General features: G+C 59.6%; 20 protein-coding genes. 13 read left to right on the top strand and 7 right to left on the bottom strand.

From position 1 onward, the window contains the following. Positions 1 to 337 precede the first annotated feature (337 nt). Both dapA and smpB read left to right on the top strand, forming a co-directional pair. Positions 338 to 1,222: a 4-hydroxy-tetrahydrodipicolinate synthase gene (dapA, locus tag F3H58_RS06795; protein ID WP_003524121.1), complete on the top strand. Its 885-nt coding sequence runs from the start codon at positions 338 to 340 to the stop codon at positions 1,220 to 1,222. 161 nt (positions 1,223 to 1,383) lie between these two features. Then, positions 1,384 to 1,866 (top strand): SsrA-binding protein SmpB, encoded by a 483-nt coding sequence (gene smpB / locus F3H58_RS06790; protein ID WP_078054125.1) that lies wholly within the window; start codon positions 1,384 to 1,386, stop codon positions 1,864 to 1,866. 183 nt (positions 1,867 to 2,049) lie between these two features. Here the strand turns inward: smpB and F3H58_RS06785 are convergent, their stop codons facing one another. Both F3H58_RS06785 and F3H58_RS06780 read right to left on the bottom strand, forming a co-directional pair. Continuing rightward, positions 2,050 to 3,549 (bottom strand): globin-coupled sensor protein, encoded by a 1,500-nt coding sequence (locus F3H58_RS06785; RefSeq protein ID WP_149741624.1) that lies wholly within the window; start codon positions 3,547 to 3,549, stop codon positions 2,050 to 2,052. 215 nt (positions 3,550 to 3,764) lie between these two features. Further along, positions 3,765 to 4,334, bottom strand: coding sequence for a LabA-like NYN domain-containing protein (locus F3H58_RS06780; protein ID WP_004440903.1), 570 nt, complete (start codon positions 4,332 to 4,334; stop codon positions 3,765 to 3,767). A 391-nt stretch (positions 4,335 to 4,725) separates the two neighbouring features. Between F3H58_RS06780 and rpoZ the strand changes: the two genes are divergently transcribed. The 11 genes from rpoZ (at position 4,726) to recO (ending at position 14,310) form a co-directional block, all read left to right on the top strand. Beyond that, a complete protein-coding gene (gene rpoZ, locus F3H58_RS06775) occupies positions 4,726 to 5,115 on the top strand; it encodes a DNA-directed RNA polymerase subunit omega (protein ID WP_003521126.1) in 390 nt (129 codons plus the stop codon). A gap of 132 nt (positions 5,116 to 5,247) precedes the next feature. Further along, positions 5,248 to 7,482, top strand: a complete 2,235-nt coding sequence (locus tag F3H58_RS06770) for a RelA/SpoT family protein (protein ID WP_065654813.1) — start codon at positions 5,248 to 5,250, stop codon at positions 7,480 to 7,482. Between the two features lie 197 nt (positions 7,483 to 7,679). After that, complete coding sequence (locus F3H58_RS06760) at positions 7,680 to 7,826, top strand: hypothetical protein (protein ID WP_003496944.1); 147 nt, start codon at positions 7,680 to 7,682, stop codon at positions 7,824 to 7,826. Positions 7,827 to 8,270: 444 nt separating this feature from the next. Then, on the top strand, positions 8,271 to 8,849 hold the full coding sequence (locus tag F3H58_RS06755; RefSeq protein WP_078054123.1) for a DUF2062 domain-containing protein: 579 nt from the start codon (positions 8,271 to 8,273) through the stop codon (positions 8,847 to 8,849). After that, the gene (acpS, locus tag F3H58_RS06750; RefSeq protein ID WP_003521129.1) at positions 8,846 to 9,250 is read left to right on the top strand and encodes a holo-ACP synthase; all 405 of its coding nucleotides are present in this window, start codon (positions 8,846 to 8,848) and stop codon (positions 9,248 to 9,250) included. Before F3H58_RS06755 ends, acpS begins: the two co-directional genes overlap by 4 nt. A 209-nt stretch (positions 9,251 to 9,459) precedes the next feature. Next, on the top strand, positions 9,460 to 10,206 hold the full coding sequence (gene lepB, locus F3H58_RS06745) for a signal peptidase I (RefSeq protein WP_149741622.1): 747 nt from the start codon (positions 9,460 to 9,462) through the stop codon (positions 10,204 to 10,206). Then, complete coding sequence (gene rnc / locus F3H58_RS06740) at positions 10,203 to 10,922, top strand: ribonuclease III (protein ID WP_149741621.1); 720 nt, start codon at positions 10,203 to 10,205, stop codon at positions 10,920 to 10,922. The genes lepB and rnc overlap by 4 nt, the downstream gene beginning before the upstream one ends. Before the next feature lie 77 nt (positions 10,923 to 10,999). Beyond that, positions 11,000 to 11,950, top strand: coding sequence for a GTPase Era (gene era / locus F3H58_RS06735; protein ID WP_162934056.1), 951 nt, complete (start codon positions 11,000 to 11,002; stop codon positions 11,948 to 11,950). 243 nt (positions 11,951 to 12,193) lie between these two features. Next, the gene (locus tag F3H58_RS06730) at positions 12,194 to 12,946 is read left to right on the top strand and encodes a Crp/Fnr family transcriptional regulator (protein ID WP_065654134.1); all 753 of its coding nucleotides are present in this window, start codon (positions 12,194 to 12,196) and stop codon (positions 12,944 to 12,946) included. Between the two features lie 137 nt (positions 12,947 to 13,083). Next, positions 13,084 to 13,461, top strand: coding sequence for a response regulator (locus F3H58_RS06725; protein ID WP_149741620.1), 378 nt, complete (start codon positions 13,084 to 13,086; stop codon positions 13,459 to 13,461). 69 nt (positions 13,462 to 13,530) lie between these two features. Next, the gene (recO, locus tag F3H58_RS06720) at positions 13,531 to 14,310 is read left to right on the top strand and encodes a DNA repair protein RecO (RefSeq protein ID WP_149741619.1); all 780 of its coding nucleotides are present in this window, start codon (positions 13,531 to 13,533) and stop codon (positions 14,308 to 14,310) included. Here recO and F3H58_RS06715 read toward each other — a convergent pair whose 3' ends face one another. The 5 genes from F3H58_RS06715 to F3H58_RS06695 all read right to left on the bottom strand — a co-directional run bounded on the left by F3H58_RS06715 (position 14,311) and on the right by F3H58_RS06695 (position 20,516). Continuing rightward, on the bottom strand, positions 14,311 to 15,525 hold the full coding sequence (locus F3H58_RS06715; protein ID WP_188128805.1) for an MFS transporter: 1,215 nt from the start codon (positions 15,523 to 15,525) through the stop codon (positions 14,311 to 14,313). Positions 15,526 to 15,678: 153 nt separating this feature from the next. Continuing rightward, positions 15,679 to 16,185, bottom strand: coding sequence for a hypothetical protein (locus F3H58_RS06710; protein WP_078054121.1), 507 nt, complete (start codon positions 16,183 to 16,185; stop codon positions 15,679 to 15,681). Positions 16,186 to 16,258: 73 nt separating this feature from the next. Then, positions 16,259 to 17,101, bottom strand: a complete 843-nt coding sequence (locus tag F3H58_RS06705; protein WP_149741617.1) for an MOSC domain-containing protein — start codon at positions 17,099 to 17,101, stop codon at positions 16,259 to 16,261. A gap of 11 nt (positions 17,102 to 17,112) precedes the next feature. Continuing rightward, a complete protein-coding gene (locus tag F3H58_RS06700) occupies positions 17,113 to 17,757 on the bottom strand; it encodes an HD domain-containing protein (protein WP_080856174.1) in 645 nt (214 codons plus the stop codon). Next, on the bottom strand, positions 17,754 to 20,516 hold the full coding sequence (locus F3H58_RS06695) for a DUF2339 domain-containing protein (RefSeq protein ID WP_188128804.1): 2,763 nt from the start codon (positions 20,514 to 20,516) through the stop codon (positions 17,754 to 17,756). The genes F3H58_RS06700 and F3H58_RS06695 overlap by 4 nt, the downstream gene beginning before the upstream one ends. Positions 20,517 to 20,591: the final 75 nt, after the last annotated feature.

Here is a 20,591-nt window from a genome sequence, read left to right as displayed (position 1 = left end):
TGCCGACTTTCCTGTAATATCATTTCATTGCAGCGGGATTGCCGAAACCGGTCTGATGTCCCACCCGGAAATCTTGGGATTTCAGGCTTAATGAAATGTTAATCGCCGCCCTGCAATTCAATCAACTTTTATTCACCGTCCCGCGAGCGGCGTCTCATTTCGACGCCTGCTTTTTTTGCTTGCCGATTGCGGCCCGGAGACTGTCACACTTCCGACAATTTCGGACAAAATACCCTGCCTTTGCGCTTGTCGGCGCCAAGGGCTGGCACTAATGTGTGCCGGTTTTAACCATCGAATGCGGCCGAAGCATGAACCGGCTCGGCGCCAGGAGCTTTGCATGTTCAAGGGATCAATTCCCGCCCTCATTACCCCGTTCACGGACAATGGCGCCGTGGACGAACAGGCATTTGCCGCCCATGTGGAATGGCAGATCGCCGAAGGCAGCAACGGACTTGTGCCCGTGGGCACGACGGGGGAATCTCCAACCCTGTCCCACGACGAGCACAAACGTGTCGTCGAGCTGTGCATCGAGGTAGCGGCGAAACGGGTTCCGGTCATTGCGGGTGCTGGCTCCAACAATACCGATGAGGCGATCGAGCTTGCGCTGCACGCGCAGGAAGCCGGCGCGGATGCGCTCTTGGTGGTCACTCCCTATTACAACAAGCCGACCCAGAAGGGTCTGTTCGCGCATTTCTCAGCCGTTGCCGAAGCGGTGAAGCTGCCGATCGTCATCTACAATATCCCGCCGCGCTCGGTGGTGGATATGTCGCCGGAAACCATGGGTGCGCTGGTCAAGGCGCACAGGAACATCGTCGGCGTCAAGGATGCGACGGGCAAGATCGACCGCGTTTCCGAACAGCGCATTTCCTGCGGCAAGGATTTCATCCAGCTTTCGGGCGAGGATGGCACGGCGCTCGGTTTCAACGCCCATGGCGGCGTCGGCTGCATTTCCGTCACCGCCAATGTCGCGCCGCGCCTCTGTTCGGAGTTCCAGGCGGCGATGCTCGCCGGCGATTATGCCAAGGCGCTGGATTATCAGGATCGCCTGATGCCGCTGCACAAGGCGATCTTCATGGAGCCCGGTGTTTGCGGCACCAAATATGCACTGTCGAAGACGCGCGGCGGCAACCGCCGGGTCCGCTCGCCCTTGATGAGCACGCTGGAACCGGCAACGGAGGCGGCCATCGATGCGGCGCTGAAGCACGCCGGCCTGATGAACTGAGACAGGCCTGAAAGCGTTTAAGGCGCGCCATGAACCGCTTCGCAACAGAAGCCGTTCGGCGCGCCTTTTCTTTTCGCGGCGACAACATTAAATAGGGGTTCGAAAACCGCTCTCGGCGGTAAGCCGAAGGCGCAATAAGAAAAACAAGGGATTGAAATATCATGGCCCCCAAAGGCAGCCAGCGCGTGGTGAACAAGATCGTTGCGGAAAACCGCAAGGCTCGTTTCAACTACGAAATCATCGACACCTATGAGGCAGGGCTCGTGCTGACCGGCACCGAGGTCAAGTCGCTGCGTGAAGGCAAGGCGAATATTGCCGAATCCTACGCATCGGACGAGGGTGATGAAATCTGGCTCATCAATTCCCACCTGCCGGAATATCTGCAGGCCAACCGCTTCAATCACGAGCCGCGCCGCCGCCGCAAGCTGCTTTTGAGCAAGCGCGAGATCAACCGTCTGCGCGCCGGCATCAACCGTGAAGGCATGACGCTGGTGCCCTTGAAGATTTATTTCAACGACAGGGGCCGCGCGAAGCTGGAACTGGCGCTCGCCAAGGGCAAGAAACTGCACGACAAGCGCGAGACGGAGAAGGAACGCGACTGGAACCGGCAGAAATCGCGGTTGCTGAAGGGTGGGGCGGCCTAAGTCTCGGTGAGTTTTGCGTATAAGGCATGCCGCCTTTCGCAGCATACTCCTTCGTCATGCCGGACTTGATCCGGCATCCAGTCACAGCGCGTCTGCGCTGTGGAACGAGTCCTTTCAGCCCAAGGACTTGGGCTGGCTGGATCCCGGCTCAAGGCCGGGATGACGGGAGTGTGTTGTTGCCCGTCACGCCGCCCGATAGGTCCGCTCCACATGCGCCTTCGTCGTCGAAACGCTGAACCGGCTGACAAGCGCCGCCAGATTGGCGCTGACATCGCTCAGATTATGCGTCGCCGCATTCGTCTCTTCCACCATGGCCGCATTCTTCTGGGTCAGATTGTCCATGCTGTTGATGGCGGCATTGATTTCCTGAATGCCGACGGACTGTTCCTGCGCCGCCTTGGTCAGCGAGGCGATATGCTCCTGAATATGATCCACCTTGTTGCCGATCGTATTCAAGGATTCGCCCGTCTTGTTGACCAACGAAACACCCTGCATCACGTCTTCGGAGGACTTGGCGATCAGCGTCTTGATTTCCTTGGCGGCGGTGGCGGAGCGCTGCGCGAGTTCACGCACTTCCTGGGCGACGACGGCGAAACCCTTGCCGGCCTCGCCGGCGCGCGCGGCTTCGACACCGGCATTCAGCGCCAGAAGATTGGTCTGGAACGAAATCTCGTCGATGACGGAAATGATCTGGGTGATCTTCTGCGATGAGTCCTCGATGGCCCCCATTGCTTTCACCGCTTCCGTCACCACATCGCGCGAGCGCGCGGCTTCAACGGCCGAGCTTTCGACAATGGCCTTGGCCTCTTCGGAACGCTGCGCCGACAATTTGGAAATGGTGGTGATTTCCTCGACGGCGGCGGCGGTTTCCTCAAGGGCGGCGGCCTGCTGCTCCGTGCGGCGGGCCATGTCGTCGGTCGCGGATGTCAGTTCGCGCGTATTGCCGGAAATCTTGTTCGCCTCTTCGACGATCTGCGCAAATGCGCCGGAGAGATTGCCGACCGCCGCGTTGAAATTGGCGACCAGCCCTTCGAATTGCGGTGCGGGTTTTTCGCCGATGCTGGAGGTGAGGTCGCCATTGGCCAGCCTGTCGAGAGCGCTGTTGAGCAGTGCGAGAACGTGCTCCTGTTCCTTCTTCATCTGCGCCTGTTCGGCTTCCACCTTCTGCCGCTCGGCGGCCAGCACGTCGAGATAGACGGAGATCGAATAATCCATGTCGAGAAGGGCGGCCTTGATGGTGGCCGACAGGGCGTCCTTCACCTTTTTGGCCTTCTTTTCCATGAAAAAGCCCTTCAGTTCGGACTCGATCACCGCCTTGACGATGCCGTCGAGCATCAGGGCATAACCGCCGATGTACCATCTCGGCTCCAACCCCAGTCTCGCATGGGTGCGGCCGATGGCGGTTACGGCATCGGTATAATCCGCGTTGAATGTGCCGGAAGCGATCCTTGCCCAGTGTTTGAGTTGCATGCCCTTGGCGTGCTGCACATGCGCGTCGTTGGCGAAGAATTTCGCCGTCTCCGGTACTGAGCGAACCTTCGCGTAAAAACGATCCAGAGATGCATCGAGAGAGCCGGTGATGACGCCCTTCATGTCTGAAAGATTTTGCCGTTGCTCGTGGCCGAGCCCCAGAAAATTCAGTCTTTCGTCGAGTTGTCGGTCGGTTTTTGCTTGGCCATGCATGTCTAAACATCCTGATTTGGCACCGAAATCATATCGTTGGCGCCGTTACATCTTTTAGACACCTCTAAAATTAACCAAGTTATAATTTTGACTTATCGAATTTGATGTTTGTTAATTCTAAAAAGAATTTTTAACGCGCCGGCGTCACGCAAAACAAAAACGCGCCCGTCTGTTGGACGGACGCGTCGATGATGTCTTCGCAGCAAAAGCTGGGATCAGACCGTCTCAGGACCCTCGGCGTGCCGGGCAGGGCGCTCGTTCGGGTCACGCCCGATCTCGGCCTTTAGCGTCATCAGATCGATGAAGTGATCGGCCTGGCGGCGCAGGTCGTCGGCGATCATGGCGGGCTGCGTGGCCATGGTGGAAACCACGGAAACCTTGCGGCCCTTGCGCTGCAGCGCGTCTACCAGCGTGGTGAAATCGCCGTCGCCGGAGAAGAGCACCAGATGATCGACCGTCTCGGACTGTTCCATGGCATCGACTGCCAGTTCGATATCCATGTTGCCCTTGATCTTGCGGCGGCCGAGAGCGTCGGTGAATTCCTTCGCCGGCTTCGTCACGACCTTGTAGCCGTTATAATCCAGCCAGTCGATCAGCGGGCGGATCGAGGAATATTCCTGATCCTCGATGAGCGCGGTGTAATAATAGGCGCGCAGCAGGTATCCACGCTTTTGAAACGCCTTCAGGAGCTTGCGGTAGTCGATATCGAATCCCAGGCTTTTCGATGCTGCATAAAGATTGGCTCCGTCTATGAAGAGCGCAATTTTCTCCCGTGGATCGAACATTCCATCCCATTCCTTTTTTTGGAAAGGCCATTATCTGGCTTTTATTTCCGGTCGATAACGCAAAAAAACATGTCGTATCAACGAGCTTTGCGTATCGCCGTTGCGTTTTAAGTAAGCTACCTTCCCCCTTATTCCAAGACAATTCTTCCAGACATTTTGTTCATCAGGCGCCAAACATCGAGGATAAGGTGCCAAAAGACGCCAAAGACAGGAAAAACTTGAATTCCGCGGCCAATGGCTGTATCGGAAGCTGGAAAGCTTCGTCGCGAGAAATTCCAGGTGTTTTCCGCAAGGCACGAAGCGCAGATTCAATAGGTTAGAGCAACCCTTGTGCATCCTGAAACCGCACGGCGCTCTGATCCACGACATTACGACCCGCAAAGGACAGGCAATGGCCCGCGTCACAGTTGAAGATTGCATTGATAAAGTAGACAACCGTTTCGAGCTGGTGCTTCTCGCCAGCCACCGTGCGCGCCAGATTTCTCAAGGGTCCTCCATCACGGTTGACCGCGACAACGACAAGAACCCCGTCGTGGCGCTGCGCGAAATCGCCGACGAGACGCTGTCTCCCGACGATCTGAAGGAAGACCTGATCCATTCGCTGCAGAAGCACGTGGAAGTGGACGAGCCCGAGCCCGATCCGGTCACGCTCGCCGCCGCCGCTGCCGACAGCGAAGAAGACGATCAGCCGGAAACCGTTACTTTCGACCAGATGTCGGAAGAAGAACTGCTGGCCGGTATCGAAGGCCTTGTGCCGCCGGAAAAAAATGACGACTATTGATAGGATTTTATGATGCCTTTGGCAGGCGGCGGTTACCGTCTGTCAATAGTTGCCGTCATAATCTGATCCCTATTGATGCAGCATTGTGCGCCGACCCTCAGGTTGGCGCGCTTTCTTTTTGTGGAATATCGCATGATGCGGCAATACGAACTCGTCGAGCGGGTTCAAAAATATAAACCGGATGCGAATGAGGCCCTGCTGAACAAGGCCTATGTTTACGCCATGCAGAAACACGGCCAGCAGAAGCGGGCCAATGGCGACCCCTATATTTCGCATCCGCTCGAAGTTGCCGCGATCCTCACCGAAATGCATCTCGACGAATCGACCATCGCGGTGGCGTTGCTGCACGATACGATCGAGGACACCACCGCCACCCGCGCCGAAATCGATGAGTTGTTCGGCGAAGATATCGGCCGGCTGGTGGAGGGGCTGACCAAGCTCAAGAAGCTCGATCTCGTTACCCGCAAGGCCAAGCAGGCCGAAAACCTGCGCAAGCTGCTGCTCGCCATTTCCGACGACGTGCGCGTTCTCCTGGTGAAGCTCGCAGACCGTCTGCACAATATGCGCACCATGGAATATATGCCGGCCGACAAGCGCAGCCGCATTTCCGAAGAAACCATGGAAATCTATGCGCCGCTCGCCGGCCGCATGGGCATGCAGGATATGCGCGACGAGCTGGAGGACCTGTCCTTCCGGTATCTCAACCCGGAAGCCTATGGCACGGTGACGAACCGCCTGCAGGAACTGGAAACGCGCAATGAAGGGCTGATCAAAAAGATCGAGGACGAGCTGCGCGAGCTTCTCGTGGCGAATGGTCTGGTCGGCGCCAATGTCAAAGGGCGGCAGAAAAAACCCTATTCGGTGTTCCGCAAGATGCAGTCGAAGTCGCTTTCCTTCGAGCAGCTTTCCGATGTCTACGGTTTCCGCATTCTGGTGGATGACATTCCATCCTGCTACCGGGCGCTGGGTGTAGTGCATACGCGCTGGCGCGTCGTGCCGGGCCGCTTCAAGGATTATATCTCGACACCCAAGCAGAACGATTATCGTTCCATCCACACCACCATCGTTGGCCCGTCGCGCCAGCGTATCGAGCTGCAGATCCGCACCAAGCGCATGCATGAGATCGCCGAATTCGGTATCGCCGCCCATGCGCTTTACAAGGATGGCGAAAACGGGGAGGGCGATCTGCTCTCGCCGGAGAGCAATGCCTATTCCTGGCTGCGCCACACCATCGAATCGCTGGCCGAAGGCGACAGCCCGGAAGAATTCCTCGAGCACACCAAGCTCGAACTTTTCCAGGACCAAGTGTTCTGCTTCACGCCCAAAGGCAAGCTGATCGCCCTGCCGCGCGGCGCCACCCCCATCGATTTCGCCTATGCGGTGCACACCAATATCGGCGACACCACGGTTGGCGCGAAGATCAACGGCCGGATCATGCCGCTCGTCACCCGCCTGAACAACGGTGACGAGGTGGAGATTATCCGCTCGGGCGTGCAGGTGCCGCCTGCCGCATGGGAAGAGGTTGTAGTGACGGGCAAGGCCCGCTCTGCCATCCGCCGCGCCACCCGCATGGCCATCCGCAAACAATATTCCGGCCTCGGCTATCGCATTCTCGAGCGCACCTTCGAGCGCGCCGGCAAGGCCTTCTCCCGTGAAGCGCTAAAGCCCGTGCTGCATCGTCTGGCGCAGAAGGACGTGGAAGATGCCATCGCCGCCGTCGGCCGTGGCGAGGTTTCCTCGCTCGATGTCCTGCGCGCGGTGTTCCCGGATTATCAGGACGAACGCGTGACGGTGAAGATGACCGGCGACGATGGCTGGTTCAACATGCGCAGCGCCTCCGGCATGGTCTTCAAGATCCCCGGCAAGTCGCGCTCGGTGCTTGAGGACGATGGCGCGGCCGAAATGCTGGATGGACCGGACCCGCTGCCCATCCGTGGTCTCTCCGGCAATGTCGATGTGCATTTCGGTGCCGCTGGCGCCGTTCCGGGTGACCGCATTGTCGGCATCATGGAAAAAGGCAAGGGCATCACCATCTATCCCATTCAGGCGCCGGCGCTGCAACGCTTCGATGACGAGCCGGAACGGTGGATCGATGTGCGCTGGGATCTGGACGAGGCGAACAAGTCGCGCTTCATGGCGCGGGTGATGATCAATGCGCTGAACGAGCCGGGCACGCTCGCCTCGGTGGCGCAGTCTATCGCCACGCTCGACGTCAATATTCGCGGCCTCAACATGGTACGCATCGGCACGGATTTCTCCGAGCTGGCGCTGGATGTCGAAGTCTGGGATCTCAGGCAGCTGAACCAGCTTCTGTCGCAGCTCAAGGATCTCGATTGCGTCTCGACAGTGACGCGTGCCTTCGATTGAGGCATTTTTGATCCTTTGTAAATACTAGAAGGCCGCTGTTATGCATTGAGCGCATGGCAGCGGCCTTTTCCTGTCTCTGGTGGTGGAGGCGGTTTGCGACTATTTTCTTCTCAGAAATTGAAGAGAAGGAAACGCGGCGTGCCGGTGGATGAACACCGATGAGAAACGCCAGTTCCAAACCGAAAGGACCGAAAATCATGTTTACTCCGCTTCGCAAGATCGCCCGCGCCGTTCGTGGCAAGACCACCCAGGAACGCGAATTCGAATATCTCAGCGGCTCGGTATCGAATGTCGACCTGGAATTCCGCCAGCGCGAAATCGATCGCGGCCTGTTCCGCCGGTAATGCACTCAGCGCATGGCAGCCCATCGCCATGCGTATGAGACTCGGAGGGTGCGCGGCCGTTGTTGGCACGCTCGCCCCTGTATCCTGCAAAACTATGTGAATGCGCGCTTCAAGCGGTTGTCCCAAACTGGTTGACCAATACGCCGCAAAAAAACCCGGTTCACTCCCCTGTCGCAATAGACGACACTAAATTGGGACTGATATCGAAGGCTCGCTATTCACTGTATTCGTGACATCCCCGCGTCCGTCATGCCGGACTTGATCCGGCATCCAGCCAGCCCAAGTCCTTTGGCTGGAAAGAGTCTTCTCGCCGCGCAGACGCACGTCGGCTAGATTCCGGCTCAAGGCCGGAATGACGGACGCGGAGAATATACCTGCAAAAGAAATCGCTGCGTCATCTATGATGCTCTTGGCGCGGCCGGGGCGATGAAATAGACTGCCTCCATGCCGTTTCGCCGCCGTGAACCCGTTGGTTTTTCAGAGAAGATTCGCGACCTCTTCTGGCCGCGTACGGGTTTTTCCCGTTCGTTGCGCTATATGAAGCTGCGCCTTCTGCGGCTTTCCGCCTCTCCGCATTCGGTTGCCGCCGGTGTCGCTCTCGGTGTCGGCGTGGCGTGGACACCGTTTCTCGGCGTTCATATCATTATCGCCATGGCGCTCGGTTTTCTCATGCGCGTCAATCTCGTGGCGGCAGCGCTCGGCACCACCTTCGCCAATCCGCTGACATTTCCCTTCATCTGGGCATCCACCTGGGAGCTGGGGCACTTCATCCTCGGCCGGCAGAAGACGGAAAGCGCTGCGCATGTGGATTTCGTGGCGCTGTTCAGCCATCTCGAATTCCGGCAGATATGGACGCCGGTGCTGGAACCCATGACCATCGGCGCGCTACTTCCTGCCGTTATCAGCGCAATCATCGCCTATATCGCCGTCTATGGTCTCATCAGCGGTTTCCAGCGCCGCAAGATGGAAAATCTCGCACATCGCGCCGCCAACAAGAATGCTTCTCTGGAGATGCTGAAATGATCATTGGATTGGGCAGCGACCTGATCGATATTCGCCGCGTTGAAAAGTCGATCGAACGTTTCGGCGAGCGCTTCACCCATCGCTGTTTCACCGATATCGAGCGCGCCAAGTCCGATGGCCGCAAGAACCGCGCCGCTTCCTATGCCAAACGTTTCGCCGCCAAGGAAGCCTGTTCCAAGGCGCTGGGGACAGGCCTTGCGAACGGCGTTTTCTGGAAGGATATGGGCGTCGTCAATCTGCCGGGCGGCAAGCCGACCATGGTGTTGACCAATGGGGCAGGGGAAAGGCTGGCGGCGCTGCTGCCCGCCGGCCACCGCGCCAATATTCACCTGACGATCACGGACGATTTTCCTTACGCTCAGGCATTCGTGATTATCGAGGCGCTTCCCGTGAACGGGTAAGACCCGGTGAGGCCGCATTGGCGTCCTATTTGCGGACGTGTCACAGAAGCGCTTCCCTTCGGGCTGGAAAGGTTCTAGAGAAGTCGCAGAAATATGAAAGCGTTGCCGGCTGCGTAAAAACCGCTTGCCCGCCGCATACGCGATAAAACAACGGCCCGGCGGCTTTCGTGAAACCGAAGAAGCCGGGAAACAATCAGGCAGGTCTTTAAGTGTCGGAAAAAGCTGAAAAGAAGCAGAACGCCCTCTGGGAGAACGTCAAGGTCATCATTCAGGCGCTGCTGCTGGCCATGGTCATCCGCACTGTGCTGTTTCAGCCCTTCACGATCCCGTCCGGCTCGATGATGCCGACGCTTCTGGTTGGCGACTATCTTTTCGTCAACAAGTTCTCCTACGGCTATTCGAGATATTCGCTGCCTTTCTCGCCGAACCTGTTTTCGGGCCGCATTCTCGAATTCAGCAAGCCGAAGCGCGGCGATGTCGTGGTCTTCCGCCTGCCGCCCAATCCTGAAGTCGATTACATCAAGCGCCTCGTCGGCCTGCCTGGTGACCGTATCCAGGTGACGAACGGCGTGCTGTTCATCAACGGCCAGCCGGTGCCGAAGCAGCCCGATGGCACCTTCACTTCCGATTACCGGGCCGATCCGGGCGCCAATGTACCGGTCTTCCGCGAAACGCTCGACAATGGCGTTACCTATGACACGCTCGATCAGTCGCCTGATTCGCGCGGCGACAACACGCGTGAATTCGTGGTGCCGGAAGGCCATTATTTCATGATGGGCGACAATCGCGACAATTCGCTCGATAGCCGCTTCGACGTCGGTTTCGTACCGGAAGAAAACCTGATCGGCCGCGCCAGCGTCATCTTCTTCTCGCTGGGCAATGACACGCCGTTCAGCCTCATTTGGGAATGGCCGGCCAACATGCGTTGGGACCGCCTCTTCAAGGTTGTGGAATGAGCAAGACCAAGCCGCTTTCGGCGGACGAGATTTCCCGTCTGGAAGCGTTGATCGGATATGAGTTCAAGGAAAAGGCCCGGCTCGACCGGGCCTTGACCCATGCCAGTGCTCGCTCGGCGGCGGCCGGCAATTACGAGCGGCTGGAATTTCTAGGCGACCGTGTTCTCGGTCTCTGCGTTGCCGAATTGCTGTTCTCCACCTTCCGCAACGCCACCGAAGGCGAGCTTTCGGTTCGTCTGAACCAGCTCGTCAGCGCCGAATCCTGTGCCGCGATCGGTGACGAGATGGGCCTGCATAATTTCATCCGTACCGGCTCGGATGTGAAGAAACTGACCGGCAAGGCGATGCTGAACGTGCGCGCCGATGTCGTCGAAAGCCTGATCGCCACCATCTATCTGGATGGCGGGCTGGAAGCATCGCGCAAATTCATTCTGAAATACTGGCAGGGCCGCGCAACCAGCGTGGATGCCGGTCGGCGCGACGCCAAGACCGAATTGCAGGAATGGGCGCATGCCAGATTTGCGACCACGCCCTCTTACCGGGTTGACGATCGCTCCGGACCGGATCACGATCCCCGCTTTACGGTGACTGTCGAAATTCCCGGCGTAAAGCCGGAAACCGGTGTCGAGCGCTCCAAGCGCGCGGCCGAACAGGTGGCGGCAACAAGATTGCTGGAACGCGAAGGCGTCTGGCAGAAGACCTCCACCCGGGACTGAGCGCCCGGCGAACCGGGTGCTGAACATCGAGCGCATGACAGGCCCTTTGGCCGCATGTTGAATACCTCTGACCTTGAATGGATATCATGACCGATCACGAAAACCCCGCCATGACTGGCGAAGATGCAGCCCTTCCGACCCGCTCCGGCTTCGTGGCCCTCATCGGCCCCACAAATGCCGGCAAGTCGACGCTGGTGAACCGTCTGGTGGGCGCCAAGGTTTCGATCGTCAGCCACAAGGTGCAGACGACGCGCGCCGTGATGCGTGGCATCGCCATTCACGATAACGCCCAGATCGTTTTCATGGACACGCCCGGCATCTTCAAGCCGCGCCGCCGGCTGGACCGCGCCATGGTCACCTCCGCCTGGGGCGGCGCGAAGGATGCCGATCTCATCCTGCTGCTGATCGACAGCGAACGCGGCCTGAAGGGCGATGCGGAGACCATTCTCGAAGGTCTGAAGGATGTCCCGCAGAAGAAGATCCTCTGCCTCAACAAGATCGACCAGGTGAAGCGCGAAGACCTTCTGAAACTCGCCGCCGCCGCCAATGAGACGGTCGCCTTCGACCGCACCTTCATGATCTCGGCGACCAACGGTTCGGGCTGCGACGACCTGATGAACTATCTGGCCGCCGAACTGCCGGAAGGCCCGTGGTATTATCCGGAAGACCAGATTTCCGATCTGCCGATGCGCCAGCTCGCTGCCGAAATCACCCGCGAAAAACTGTTCCTGCGCCTGCATCAGGAGCTTCCCTACGCCTCGCATGTCGAGACCGAAAAGTGGGAAGAACGCAAGGACGGCTCCGTGCGCATCGAGCAGGTGATCTATGTCGAGCGCGACAGCCAGAAGAAGATTGCGCTCGGCAAGAACGGCGATGCGATCAAGGCCATCTCCACCGCCTCGCGCAAGGAGCTGTCGGAAATCCTCGAACAGCCGGTGCATCTCTTCCTGTTCGTCAAGGTGCGCGAGAACTGGGGCGACGACCCCGAGCGCTTCCGTGAAATGGGACTGGAGTTCCCGCGGGGCTAGTTGCCGGGCATCTCCCTCATCCCTGTGCCTGTCACAGGGATTCAGCCAGCCCAAGTCCTTGGGCTGAAAGGAGTCCTTCCCGCCGCGCAGACGCGCGTCGGCTGGATTTCTGTGACGGGCACAGGAGTGAGGAAGGAGTGCAAGGTACGCTTCACGAATCTTCACTCACCATCGGGAACCGAATAGGTTCGGGCGGGTTGTTCCAAAACAATTGGGCGCAACCTTTTTCGATGATGGATATTCATGTCGCCAAAAAAACCGAACGGAATTTCCACCACCCCGTGCCAGCAATGTCCCCTGCGCGACCTGCCGCATTTCCGGGATTTTTCCTCTTCCGAACTGGATTTCGTATCGCGTTTCAAGACGGGGGAACTTGCGGTGGAAAGCGGCTCCGTCATCCTGATGGAAGGCTCGCACAGCGCCCATCTTTACACCGTTCTGCAGGGCTGGGCTTTCCGTTACAAGACGCTTGAGGACGGCCGGCGGCAAATCCTCAACTATGTCATGCCCGGCGATCTCGTCGGTCTTCAGGGCACGGTGATGGGGGAAATGCAGCATTCGGTGGAGGCGCTGTCGCCGGTGACGCTCTGCGTCTTCGAGCGCTCCCGCCTCAACAACCTCTTCACCGATCACCCGACGCTTGCCTATGATCTCACCTGGATCGCGGCGAGCGAGGAACGCATGCTGGACAACCACCTCCTCAGCATCGGCCGCCGCACCGCGCTGGAACGCGCCGCCTATCTGATCGCGTTTCTTTATCGCAAGGCGAAAGCGGTTAACCTCATCCCCGGCGAAACACCGATCCCGGTCACCCAGCAACACGTTGCCGATACGCTCGGCCTGTCCATCGTTCACACCAACAAGACCTTGAGAAAGCTCGTCGATCGCGGTCTCATCCGCTGGACGGACAAGGGCTGTCTGGTGCTGGACGATGCCGGCTTGACCAACGTGGCGGGTTGGGAAAGCGATGAAAAGCGGCAAAGACCCTTCATCTGATCTTCCTTTGACATGTCTTTTTTAAATGACGGCGGAGCCGCAATTTGCGACTCCTGTCGTGTTATCTGACGGGAGAATCATGTCGGAGACCGTAGCTTCGAGCCGTGCGGTCCTCTTTTTTGGGAAGAAGAAAACATATGGTGCCACAACGGGTTATCATCGTTGAGGATGAATATCTGGTGGCGCTCGATGTCGAAGCGGTTCTCCAGTCCATGGGGGTGGAATCCGTCGCCATCGCCACCACGCTTGCGCAGGCGAGGCGGGCTGTCGAAGAGGAGGGCGCCGATTGCGTGCTTCTCGATGTCAGCCTCACCGACGGCAAGAGCTACGATTTCGCGCGCGGGCTGCGCGATGCGGGCATTCCCTTCGGTTTCGTCAGCGGTTATGGCGACACGACGGGTTTTCCGGAAGATCTCACGCACGCGCCGTTGCTCGGCAAACCCTTCGGGGAAAACGAAATTATCGATTTCGTTCTCAACCTCGTCGGCGTGGTTGACGGTGCCGTAAAAGAATAACGTTTTGCCGCCAGATCGGGTATGATCGGGCCTGAATCGAAATCCTGAATCGAAATTCGGACGCGTTTCATGCAGTGGCAGGAAGAGGCAATCATTCTCGGCGTCAAACGCCATGGCGAGACGAGTGTCATCGCCGAGGTGATGACCCCTTCGCGTGGCCGCCATCTGGGGCTGGTGCGTTCCGGCCGTTCCCGCAGCATGCAGCCCGTGCTACAGGCGGGCAACCGGGTGGATGTCATCTGGCGGGCGCGCCTTCACGATCATCTGGGTGAATTCCGCATCGAGCCGCTGCAATTGCGCGCCGCGCAGCTGATGGAAACGGCGACCGCCGTTTATGGCGTGCAGGCCATGGGCGCTCTGCTCAGGCTTCTGCCGGAGCGCGATCCGCACCCGCATCTCTATCAGGCGCTGGATATCATTCTCGACAATCTGCATGACCCCGTCGATGCCGGGGAATTGTTCGTGCGCTTTGAACTGGCGGTGCTGAACGAACTCGGTTTCGGGCTCGATCTTACCGAATGCGCGGCGACGGGGCTGCGCACCGACCTCATCTATGTATCGCCGAAAACGGGCAGGGCGGTGTGCCGCACGGCAGGTGCGCCCTATGCGGAGCGGATGCTGTCGCTTCCGGCTTTCTTAAGCGAAGGCCAGTCGAAGGCCGCCGATCCTGACAGCCTCGCGGCGGCTTTCCGCCTCACCGCTCATTTCCTCAACCGGCATGTCTACGATCCGCGTGGCCTCAACGAAAACGCCGCCCGCGACGGTTTCGTGCAGGCCGCGCTGAAGGCGCTTGAGCGTAGGGCGACGGATGGCAGGGGGATGCCACCCGCCCTCGATAAGGCTGTCTGACTAGGCCATTGCAGGCCTCGGAGCCGGTCGCTCCTGAATGGGCCAATGCACGATGGCCGCGAAAATCCCCATGCCGACGCCCAGCCACCAGACGAGATCATAGGAACCCAGCCTGTCGTAAAGGAAGCCGCCAAGCCAGACGCCGAGGAACGAGCCGATCTGGTGCGACAGGAACACGACGCCGCCGAGCATGCCGAGATGGCGCGTGCCGAACATGATCGCCACCAGCGCATTGGTCGGTGGCACGGTGGAAAGCCAGAGGATGCCCATGACGGCCGCAAAGATGATGACTGAAAGCGGCGATTGCGGCAGGAGCATGAAAGCGGTGACGGCAACCGAACGGGCGATATAGATATAGGCCAGCAGATAGGGTTTCGAATAACGCTGGGCGATGACGCCGGCGGCAAGCGACCCGATGATGTTGAAGAAGCCGATCAGCGCCATGGCGATGACGGCGTAGCGCGGCTCGATGCCGATATCACCGAGATAGGCCGGGAAATGCGCGGTGATGAAGGCCACCTGAAAACCGCAGACGAAAAAGCCCGTGGTCAAAAGCAGGTAGCTTTTATGGCCGAGCGCTTCTTTCAGCGCTTCGCCCGCCGTCTGCTGGAACTGCACCTGCGACTGGCTGCCGGAAGAGGAATTGCCACGCATCGGAAAGGCGAGCAGCGGCACGAGCATCATCATCGCGGCAAGCCAGACGAGGCTGTCCGACCAGCCATAGGTGGAAATCAGGCCCTGGCTGATCGGCGCGAACAGGAACATGCCGGCTGAGCCCGCCGCGGTGCCGATGCCGAAGGCGAGCGAACGCTGCTGCGGCGTGACATGGCGCGCAAAGGCCGAAAGGATGACGCTGAAGGAGCCGGCGGCAATGCCGAGCCCGACGAGAACGCCGCCGCCGAAATGCAGCCAGAAGGGCGAGGTGCCGAAGGACATGCAGATGAGGCCGGCGGCATAAAGCAGGCCGGAAAGCACCAGCACGCGGCCAGTGCCGTATTTATCGGCGATGGCGCCAAAGAAGGGCTGACCGAGCCCCCAGAAGAGGTTCTGCAGGGCCATGGCGAGACCGAAGGTGGAACGGTCCCAGCCGGTATCGGCGAGCATCGGCAGCTGGAAAAAGCCCATGGCGGAACGGGGGCCGAAGGTCATGACCGCGATCAGCGACCCGGCGGCGATAATCAGCCAGGGCATGGTCTGGCGTGTGGCTTGCGACATGAATATTCCCCCATCGCGGCGCCGCGTCCCAAAAAAATAGGGACATGGCTTGCCGCAGATTCCGCTACGATGGGATGAATATTATCTTTTGTCAGCCGGTCCCACTAGCGACTTTTCTTGACGGCCACTATTCATGGGATTGATAAGACGCTGTCAGCGCATCTTGCCTATCAGAGCCTCGTTTTTGCCGAGAATATCCTCAACGCTCTGCTGCCGCTGCTGAATATCGCCCAGGAGCGAGTCTGATTTGTCTATCGATGAGCTCAGATTCTTCTGGATTTGAAGCCAATTTATCTTTGGCGTAAAGGAATTATCCGACCCGGCGGCAGGCGTGCTGGCAAATGTTTGCACCACGGTGTTGAGTGCCGCCAGCCCCTGTTTCACTTCCTCGATGGCTTGCGTTTGCTTAGCTACGGTCGTCGCCAGTTCAATATTGGCCTTCTGGCTATTGGTCAAAATCTCCAATCCGTCCCTATTGACCTTCATGCTGGTGATGAAGGGCAGAGCGGTAAAAACGGCGCCGACAAGAGCAAGCAGGAGCCCATGTGTTTTGCCAACGGAAAAGAAGCACAGAAGCAAACCCGACACGCACATCAATATGCCTATCGTTGCTACGACGGATATATGATTATTTGAAATGACATTGAAAAAATCGACCATGGAACATCTCCTGAAAATAAACCCATGATTGATTTTTGTTATTCGAAAATCAACTTAAAACTACGGCCTCCGACTAACGCCGCTTGATCGCCCAGCCTTCCGGCCTTTCCTCGATCACCTTCGCCACATCACCGACGGACAGCCTGCCTTCGCCCCGCGGCGTCACGTTCCAGCCGAACAGCGGGCCGGGCACGCGCCGGTCGCCGGACATGCGGATGCGGCCCATGGCTTTCATGGGGGAGGGCACATCGCGGGAGCCGGTCGTCTGGTCCTGCGTGGTCATGATGCAGCGGGCGCAGGGTTTGACGAGATCGAAGCGAATGCCGCCGATCTCGATGGCCGCCCAGCGGTCCTCGGCCCATGGCTCGTCCGTATCAAGCACGATATTGGGCCGGAAGCGTTCCATGCCGACCGCGTCCTCACCATTGGCGCGCATATTGTCGTTCAGCGCGGCAAGCGAGGCGGTGGTAGTGACGAGGATCTGGTAACCGTCCGCAAAGGTGACGGGCGTTTCATTGCCGGTCCATTCCAGGCTTGCAATACGTTTCGAGGCGTCGTCGAAGAACACCAGCTTCACCTCACGCCCCAGCCATGCCGAGAGCGTCTCGTTGGTCTCACCATCGGCGATATTGGCGCTGACGATCGATTTCCACACCGCCACATCCATGCGCTCCCCGGAAGGTCTTGCGAGAACCTCGCCATTCGCTTCCCGCGAAAGCACCATGCCGCCATCGTCATGCCGGGCCAGAACCGTGGCAATTGCCGGCAATTCGCGCTGGGTGATGAAATGGCCGGTGGGATCGATGAGCATGGCGCGGCGGTCGCCCGGCAGGCCTTCTGCCGAAACAGTGCTTTCGGAGAGGGGAATGCCGCGCGCGCTTTTCAGCGGATAGATGTTTAGCTCGGTCACACGCATCTCGGGTCTCCTCAAATTTCGTCGAGAAACAGGTCCAGCACCTGTTTCAGCCGCTCATGGCGGGCCTTGGCCATCTGCCGGCCCGTCTCGGTGCGAAAGCCGTCGGCCAGCTTGAACAGCTTGGTTTCGAAATGGTCGATGGCAAAGGCGCGGTCGTCAAGCGGCCGCTCCTTCGCCAGCGGGTCGACCGGGTCGTAGAGAGCCGAACCCATGCGTCCGGCAATATAAAAGCAGCGCGCCGCTCCCACCATGCCGATGGCGTCCAGCCGGTCGGCGTCCTGAAGGATTTTCGCCTCCAGCGTCTGCGGCTCTATATTGGCGGAAAAGCTGTGGGTGGTGATGGCATGGGCGGCGGCGTCGATATCCGCCTGTTGCCAGCCGAGAGACTCGAGAATGCCCGAGGCTTTTTCCGCAGCCAGCCGTGAGGCCTGCGCGCGGAGCGGCGAGTTCTTCTCCACCGCCACGCAATCATGCAACAGCACGCTGGCGGCCAGCACGGTGCCATCGCCGCCTTCGCCCGCATGGATGCGCATGGCGTTGCGGAAGACGCGGTGAATATGGGCAAGATCATGCGAGCCGTCGCCCGTATCGGCGGCGTGCGGTATCAAATCCTGCGCAAGCGCCGCATAGGGCGCGAAAGCCTCGGCCGCGATCATGCCTGCGGCTTCCGTGTGAGGATTTTCTGGTAGAACAGGCCGATGCCGATCAGCACCGCGCCGAGACCGATGAAGGACAGGGCCCTGAGCACACCTTCTAGATTGCTCATGTCGATCAGGAAGGCCTTGGCAACCGAGATCAGCACGAAGGCGGCGGATGCAAGACGCAGGCTGCGGGCATTGAAGCGCGAGCCGAGCACGAGCAGCAACACGCCGATCAGCAGCCAGACCACCGAATAGCTATAGGTCTCGCCCTGCAGGAAGCCCTTCCAGTCGGCAATGTTCTCACCCTGCCAGAAACGGCGCACCGAAAGCGTGGCCCAGGCAAAGCCGAGTGCGGCGCCCGCCACCGCCAGCATGCTGACATAGGGCGGCGGACGTTTTCCGCGCGCATAATAGGCCAGGCCGCCATAGGCGAGCGCCGGCAACAGGTAGCCGATCAGCAGCAGGTTGAGGAACGGAATGCTGCCGGTATTTTCGCCGGTGAAATAGGGGTTGAGCGTGAAGAAATGCATCGTCAGCACATTGATGACGGCAATCACGCCGGCAATCATCGAGCCGTAGCGGAAGACGGGGCTGGGGCTCTTCAGGTCCAGCGTCATCAAGACGCCCGAGAAGCCGATGGTCAGCAGCGTGTAGATCGACTGTTCGCCAAGCGTCGGCACGCTGTCATCCAGCGTGCCGCCATTCATCGCGTGGCGGATGAGGATGGCGACGGCGAGAAGGCCCATGACGCTGGCAATTGCCTGCAGGAAGTTCTTCGCCCTGACCCCCGGCCAGTCGCGCAGCAGCCATGCCGAAGCGACAGCCAGCAGTGCGGGAATGCCGTAACCCGGCAGAAGCGCGTTGAAGACCGGCGTGGTGCCGAGGTTCTGCGGCCCGACAATGGTGGGTTCCCAGGCGATGCGGCCGAGAACGGCAACGCTCGCCACGGCCATCACCCAGGGCAGCACATCCCAGTTGCGGTAACGTGTCGCGAGCACATAAACGAAACCGATGACGGAGAGCAGCACGGTCGTCGCAAGCCCCTCCGTCAGCGTGTGCAGGCAAAGCGTAAAGGCGGCGAAGGAGCCGAGCACGAGGATGTTCAGCGGCTTGCGATAGGCTTCGTCGTTCTGCCGGTGCAGCCACTCGGCGCCTGCAAGCAACACCAGCCCAAGGCCAAGGCCATAGGCGGCGTGCAGCCAGTCACGGCCGAGATTGCCGTATTCGACAAAGCTTGCGGTTGCGAGCCAGACCGGGAAAAGTGCTGCGATACCGGCCCAGAGCTGGGCGAAATCCGCATCGTCAGCGCCTTTGCGTTTCAGGAAAGAGAAGGCGCAGAGCACGAAGACAGCCCCGAGGCCGAGCGCCATGGCGATTTCCGCCGTGTAGCCGACCGATACGGGCGGAAGGGACACGGACGTATCGTTGATAAGGCCAATGAAGTCGATGCCCTGCCGCGACATCAGCGACACGGCAGCCTGCGCACCGAGCGCTGCGATAATGGCGGGCCATACCGCATAGTGGCGGGCGGCGCCAAGGGCCGCAAGGGCGGCGATGAGCGCTGAAACGATGAGTGCCGGATGGGTGTCGATACCGCCATCGGCAAACAGGAAACCCATGGCCGGCAGGATCACGGCCATCGACACGGTGAGATTGAGAGCAAGCGACGGCCGCAGCAGAAGGCGCAGGGCGCGGATGGCGCGCCGCTCGGGAGCGGCGGTTTCGCCGGTCTCCGCAGGCGGCGTGTCGAATGTCTTTCCGGGCCAGAGGAATATGGTTCCCGCCAGCATGACGAGCAGGGCAAGCGTTGGCGGTTCGGCGCTGATCGTTTCGGAAAATCCGATATAGCCGAGCGCCCAGAGGCCGAGGCCGGCATTGGCGAGAGAGGGAACCACGGTCCAGCCCTGCCTGCGCGCCGCGGCCGCTGTTGCCAGCCAGGAGATGGTGAGGAACAGGAAGAGCGCCCAGATATTCGGCGTTTCGGTAGAAATCAGCGCCGGCGTCAGCATCGAACCGAGAAGGCCGAGACCGGCCAGCGCCTGCCCGTGCAGCAGCGAAAGCCCGATGGTGGCGAAGGCGACGAGCCCAAGCAGGCCAAAAGCCACGCCGGGGCCGATATAGCCATAAATGCCATAGGCCGCATAAACCACGCCGAACAGCGTCAAGGCGCCGGCCGCCGTCAGCACGCCCGGTATCATGGCGTTGGAATAGGTGGCGGCGATGCCCGGCACCGCCTTGCGGCGGACAGCCTCGCCGGCAAGCCCGAGGAGGAGGCCGAAAATGGCGGCGAGCGACAGCCTGACCGCCGGGCTGAGCAGCCCCGATTCGATCGAATATTTGACGAGGAAAATACCGCCGAGCGCCAGCGCCAGCCCACCGGCCCAGACGGCCCAGCGCGCGCCGAGCAGGCTTTCGAAGCTTTCCTTCGTTGCCGGTGATTCGACAGTCGTTGCGACAGGTGCGGGCTGTGCTTCTTCGCGCGCGACCTCTTCCGTGGCTGCGGCTTCTTCTGGCTCGGATGCGTATTCAGCTTGGAAGGCTGTTGCTCCCGGCGCGGTTTCGCTTTCCGTTTCCGCTGCGAAGTCTGGTTTTTCCGCGGTTTCCGCGCTCTCCGCCTGCGCCGCCACAGGAGACGTGACGCCCGCAGCCATCAGCCGCTTGAGACTGAGAACTTCCCGTTCCAGCGACTTGATTCGACTTGAATTGCGGATGCTCGCGACCAGCGTGTAGATGAAGGCCGCGACGAGGGCGAGGATAAACAGCGGGATTTCCAAACGGACTCTCCAATTACGAAGCTGTTTTTAAAGCCCTTTTGGTGAACTTATGCAAGGCCCGGTTGATGAATGGCT

Source organism: Rhizobium sp. NFACC06-2 (assembly GCF_900101425.1).
Lineage (GTDB): Bacteria > Pseudomonadota > Alphaproteobacteria > Rhizobiales > Rhizobiaceae > Agrobacterium > Agrobacterium leguminum.
Note: the sequence above shows the minus strand (reverse complement) of the source record. Positions and strands in the feature narration are given on the sequence as shown.

Bases quoted from the DNA above. Each gene is read 5' to 3' on its own strand.
- dapA (WP_003524121.1), top strand. From the start codon at position 338: ATGTTCAAGGGATCAATTCCCGCCCTCATTACCCCGTTCACGGACAAT.
- smpB (WP_078054125.1), top strand. From the start codon at position 1,384: ATGGCCCCCAAAGGCAGCCAGCGCGTGGTGAACAAGATCGTTGCGGAA.
- F3H58_RS06785 (WP_149741624.1), bottom strand. From the start codon at position 3,549: ATGCATGGCCAAGCAAAAACCGACCGACAACTCGACGAAAGACTGAAT.
- F3H58_RS06780 (WP_004440903.1), bottom strand. From the start codon at position 4,334: ATGTTCGATCCACGGGAGAAAATTGCGCTCTTCATAGACGGAGCCAAT.
- rpoZ (WP_003521126.1), top strand. From the start codon at position 4,726: ATGGCCCGCGTCACAGTTGAAGATTGCATTGATAAAGTAGACAACCGT.
- F3H58_RS06770 (WP_065654813.1), top strand. From the start codon at position 5,248: ATGATGCGGCAATACGAACTCGTCGAGCGGGTTCAAAAATATAAACCG.
- F3H58_RS06760 (WP_003496944.1), top strand. From the start codon at position 7,680: ATGTTTACTCCGCTTCGCAAGATCGCCCGCGCCGTTCGTGGCAAGACC.
- F3H58_RS06755 (WP_078054123.1), top strand. From the start codon at position 8,271: ATGCCGTTTCGCCGCCGTGAACCCGTTGGTTTTTCAGAGAAGATTCGC.
- acpS (WP_003521129.1), top strand. From the start codon at position 8,846: ATGATCATTGGATTGGGCAGCGACCTGATCGATATTCGCCGCGTTGAA.
- rnc (WP_149741621.1), top strand. From the start codon at position 10,203: ATGAGCAAGACCAAGCCGCTTTCGGCGGACGAGATTTCCCGTCTGGAA.
- era (WP_162934056.1), top strand. From the start codon at position 11,000: ATGGATATCATGACCGATCACGAAAACCCCGCCATGACTGGCGAAGAT.
- F3H58_RS06730 (WP_065654134.1), top strand. From the start codon at position 12,194: ATGTCGCCAAAAAAACCGAACGGAATTTCCACCACCCCGTGCCAGCAA.
- F3H58_RS06725 (WP_149741620.1), top strand. From the start codon at position 13,084: ATGGTGCCACAACGGGTTATCATCGTTGAGGATGAATATCTGGTGGCG.
- recO (WP_149741619.1), top strand. From the start codon at position 13,531: ATGCAGTGGCAGGAAGAGGCAATCATTCTCGGCGTCAAACGCCATGGC.
- F3H58_RS06715 (WP_188128805.1), bottom strand. From the start codon at position 15,525: ATGTCGCAAGCCACACGCCAGACCATGCCCTGGCTGATTATCGCCGCC.
- F3H58_RS06710 (WP_078054121.1), bottom strand. From the start codon at position 16,185: ATGGTCGATTTTTTCAATGTCATTTCAAATAATCATATATCCGTCGTA.
- F3H58_RS06705 (WP_149741617.1), bottom strand. From the start codon at position 17,101: ATGCGTGTGACCGAGCTAAACATCTATCCGCTGAAAAGCGCGCGCGGC.
- F3H58_RS06700 (WP_080856174.1), bottom strand. From the start codon at position 17,757: ATGATCGCGGCCGAGGCTTTCGCGCCCTATGCGGCGCTTGCGCAGGAT.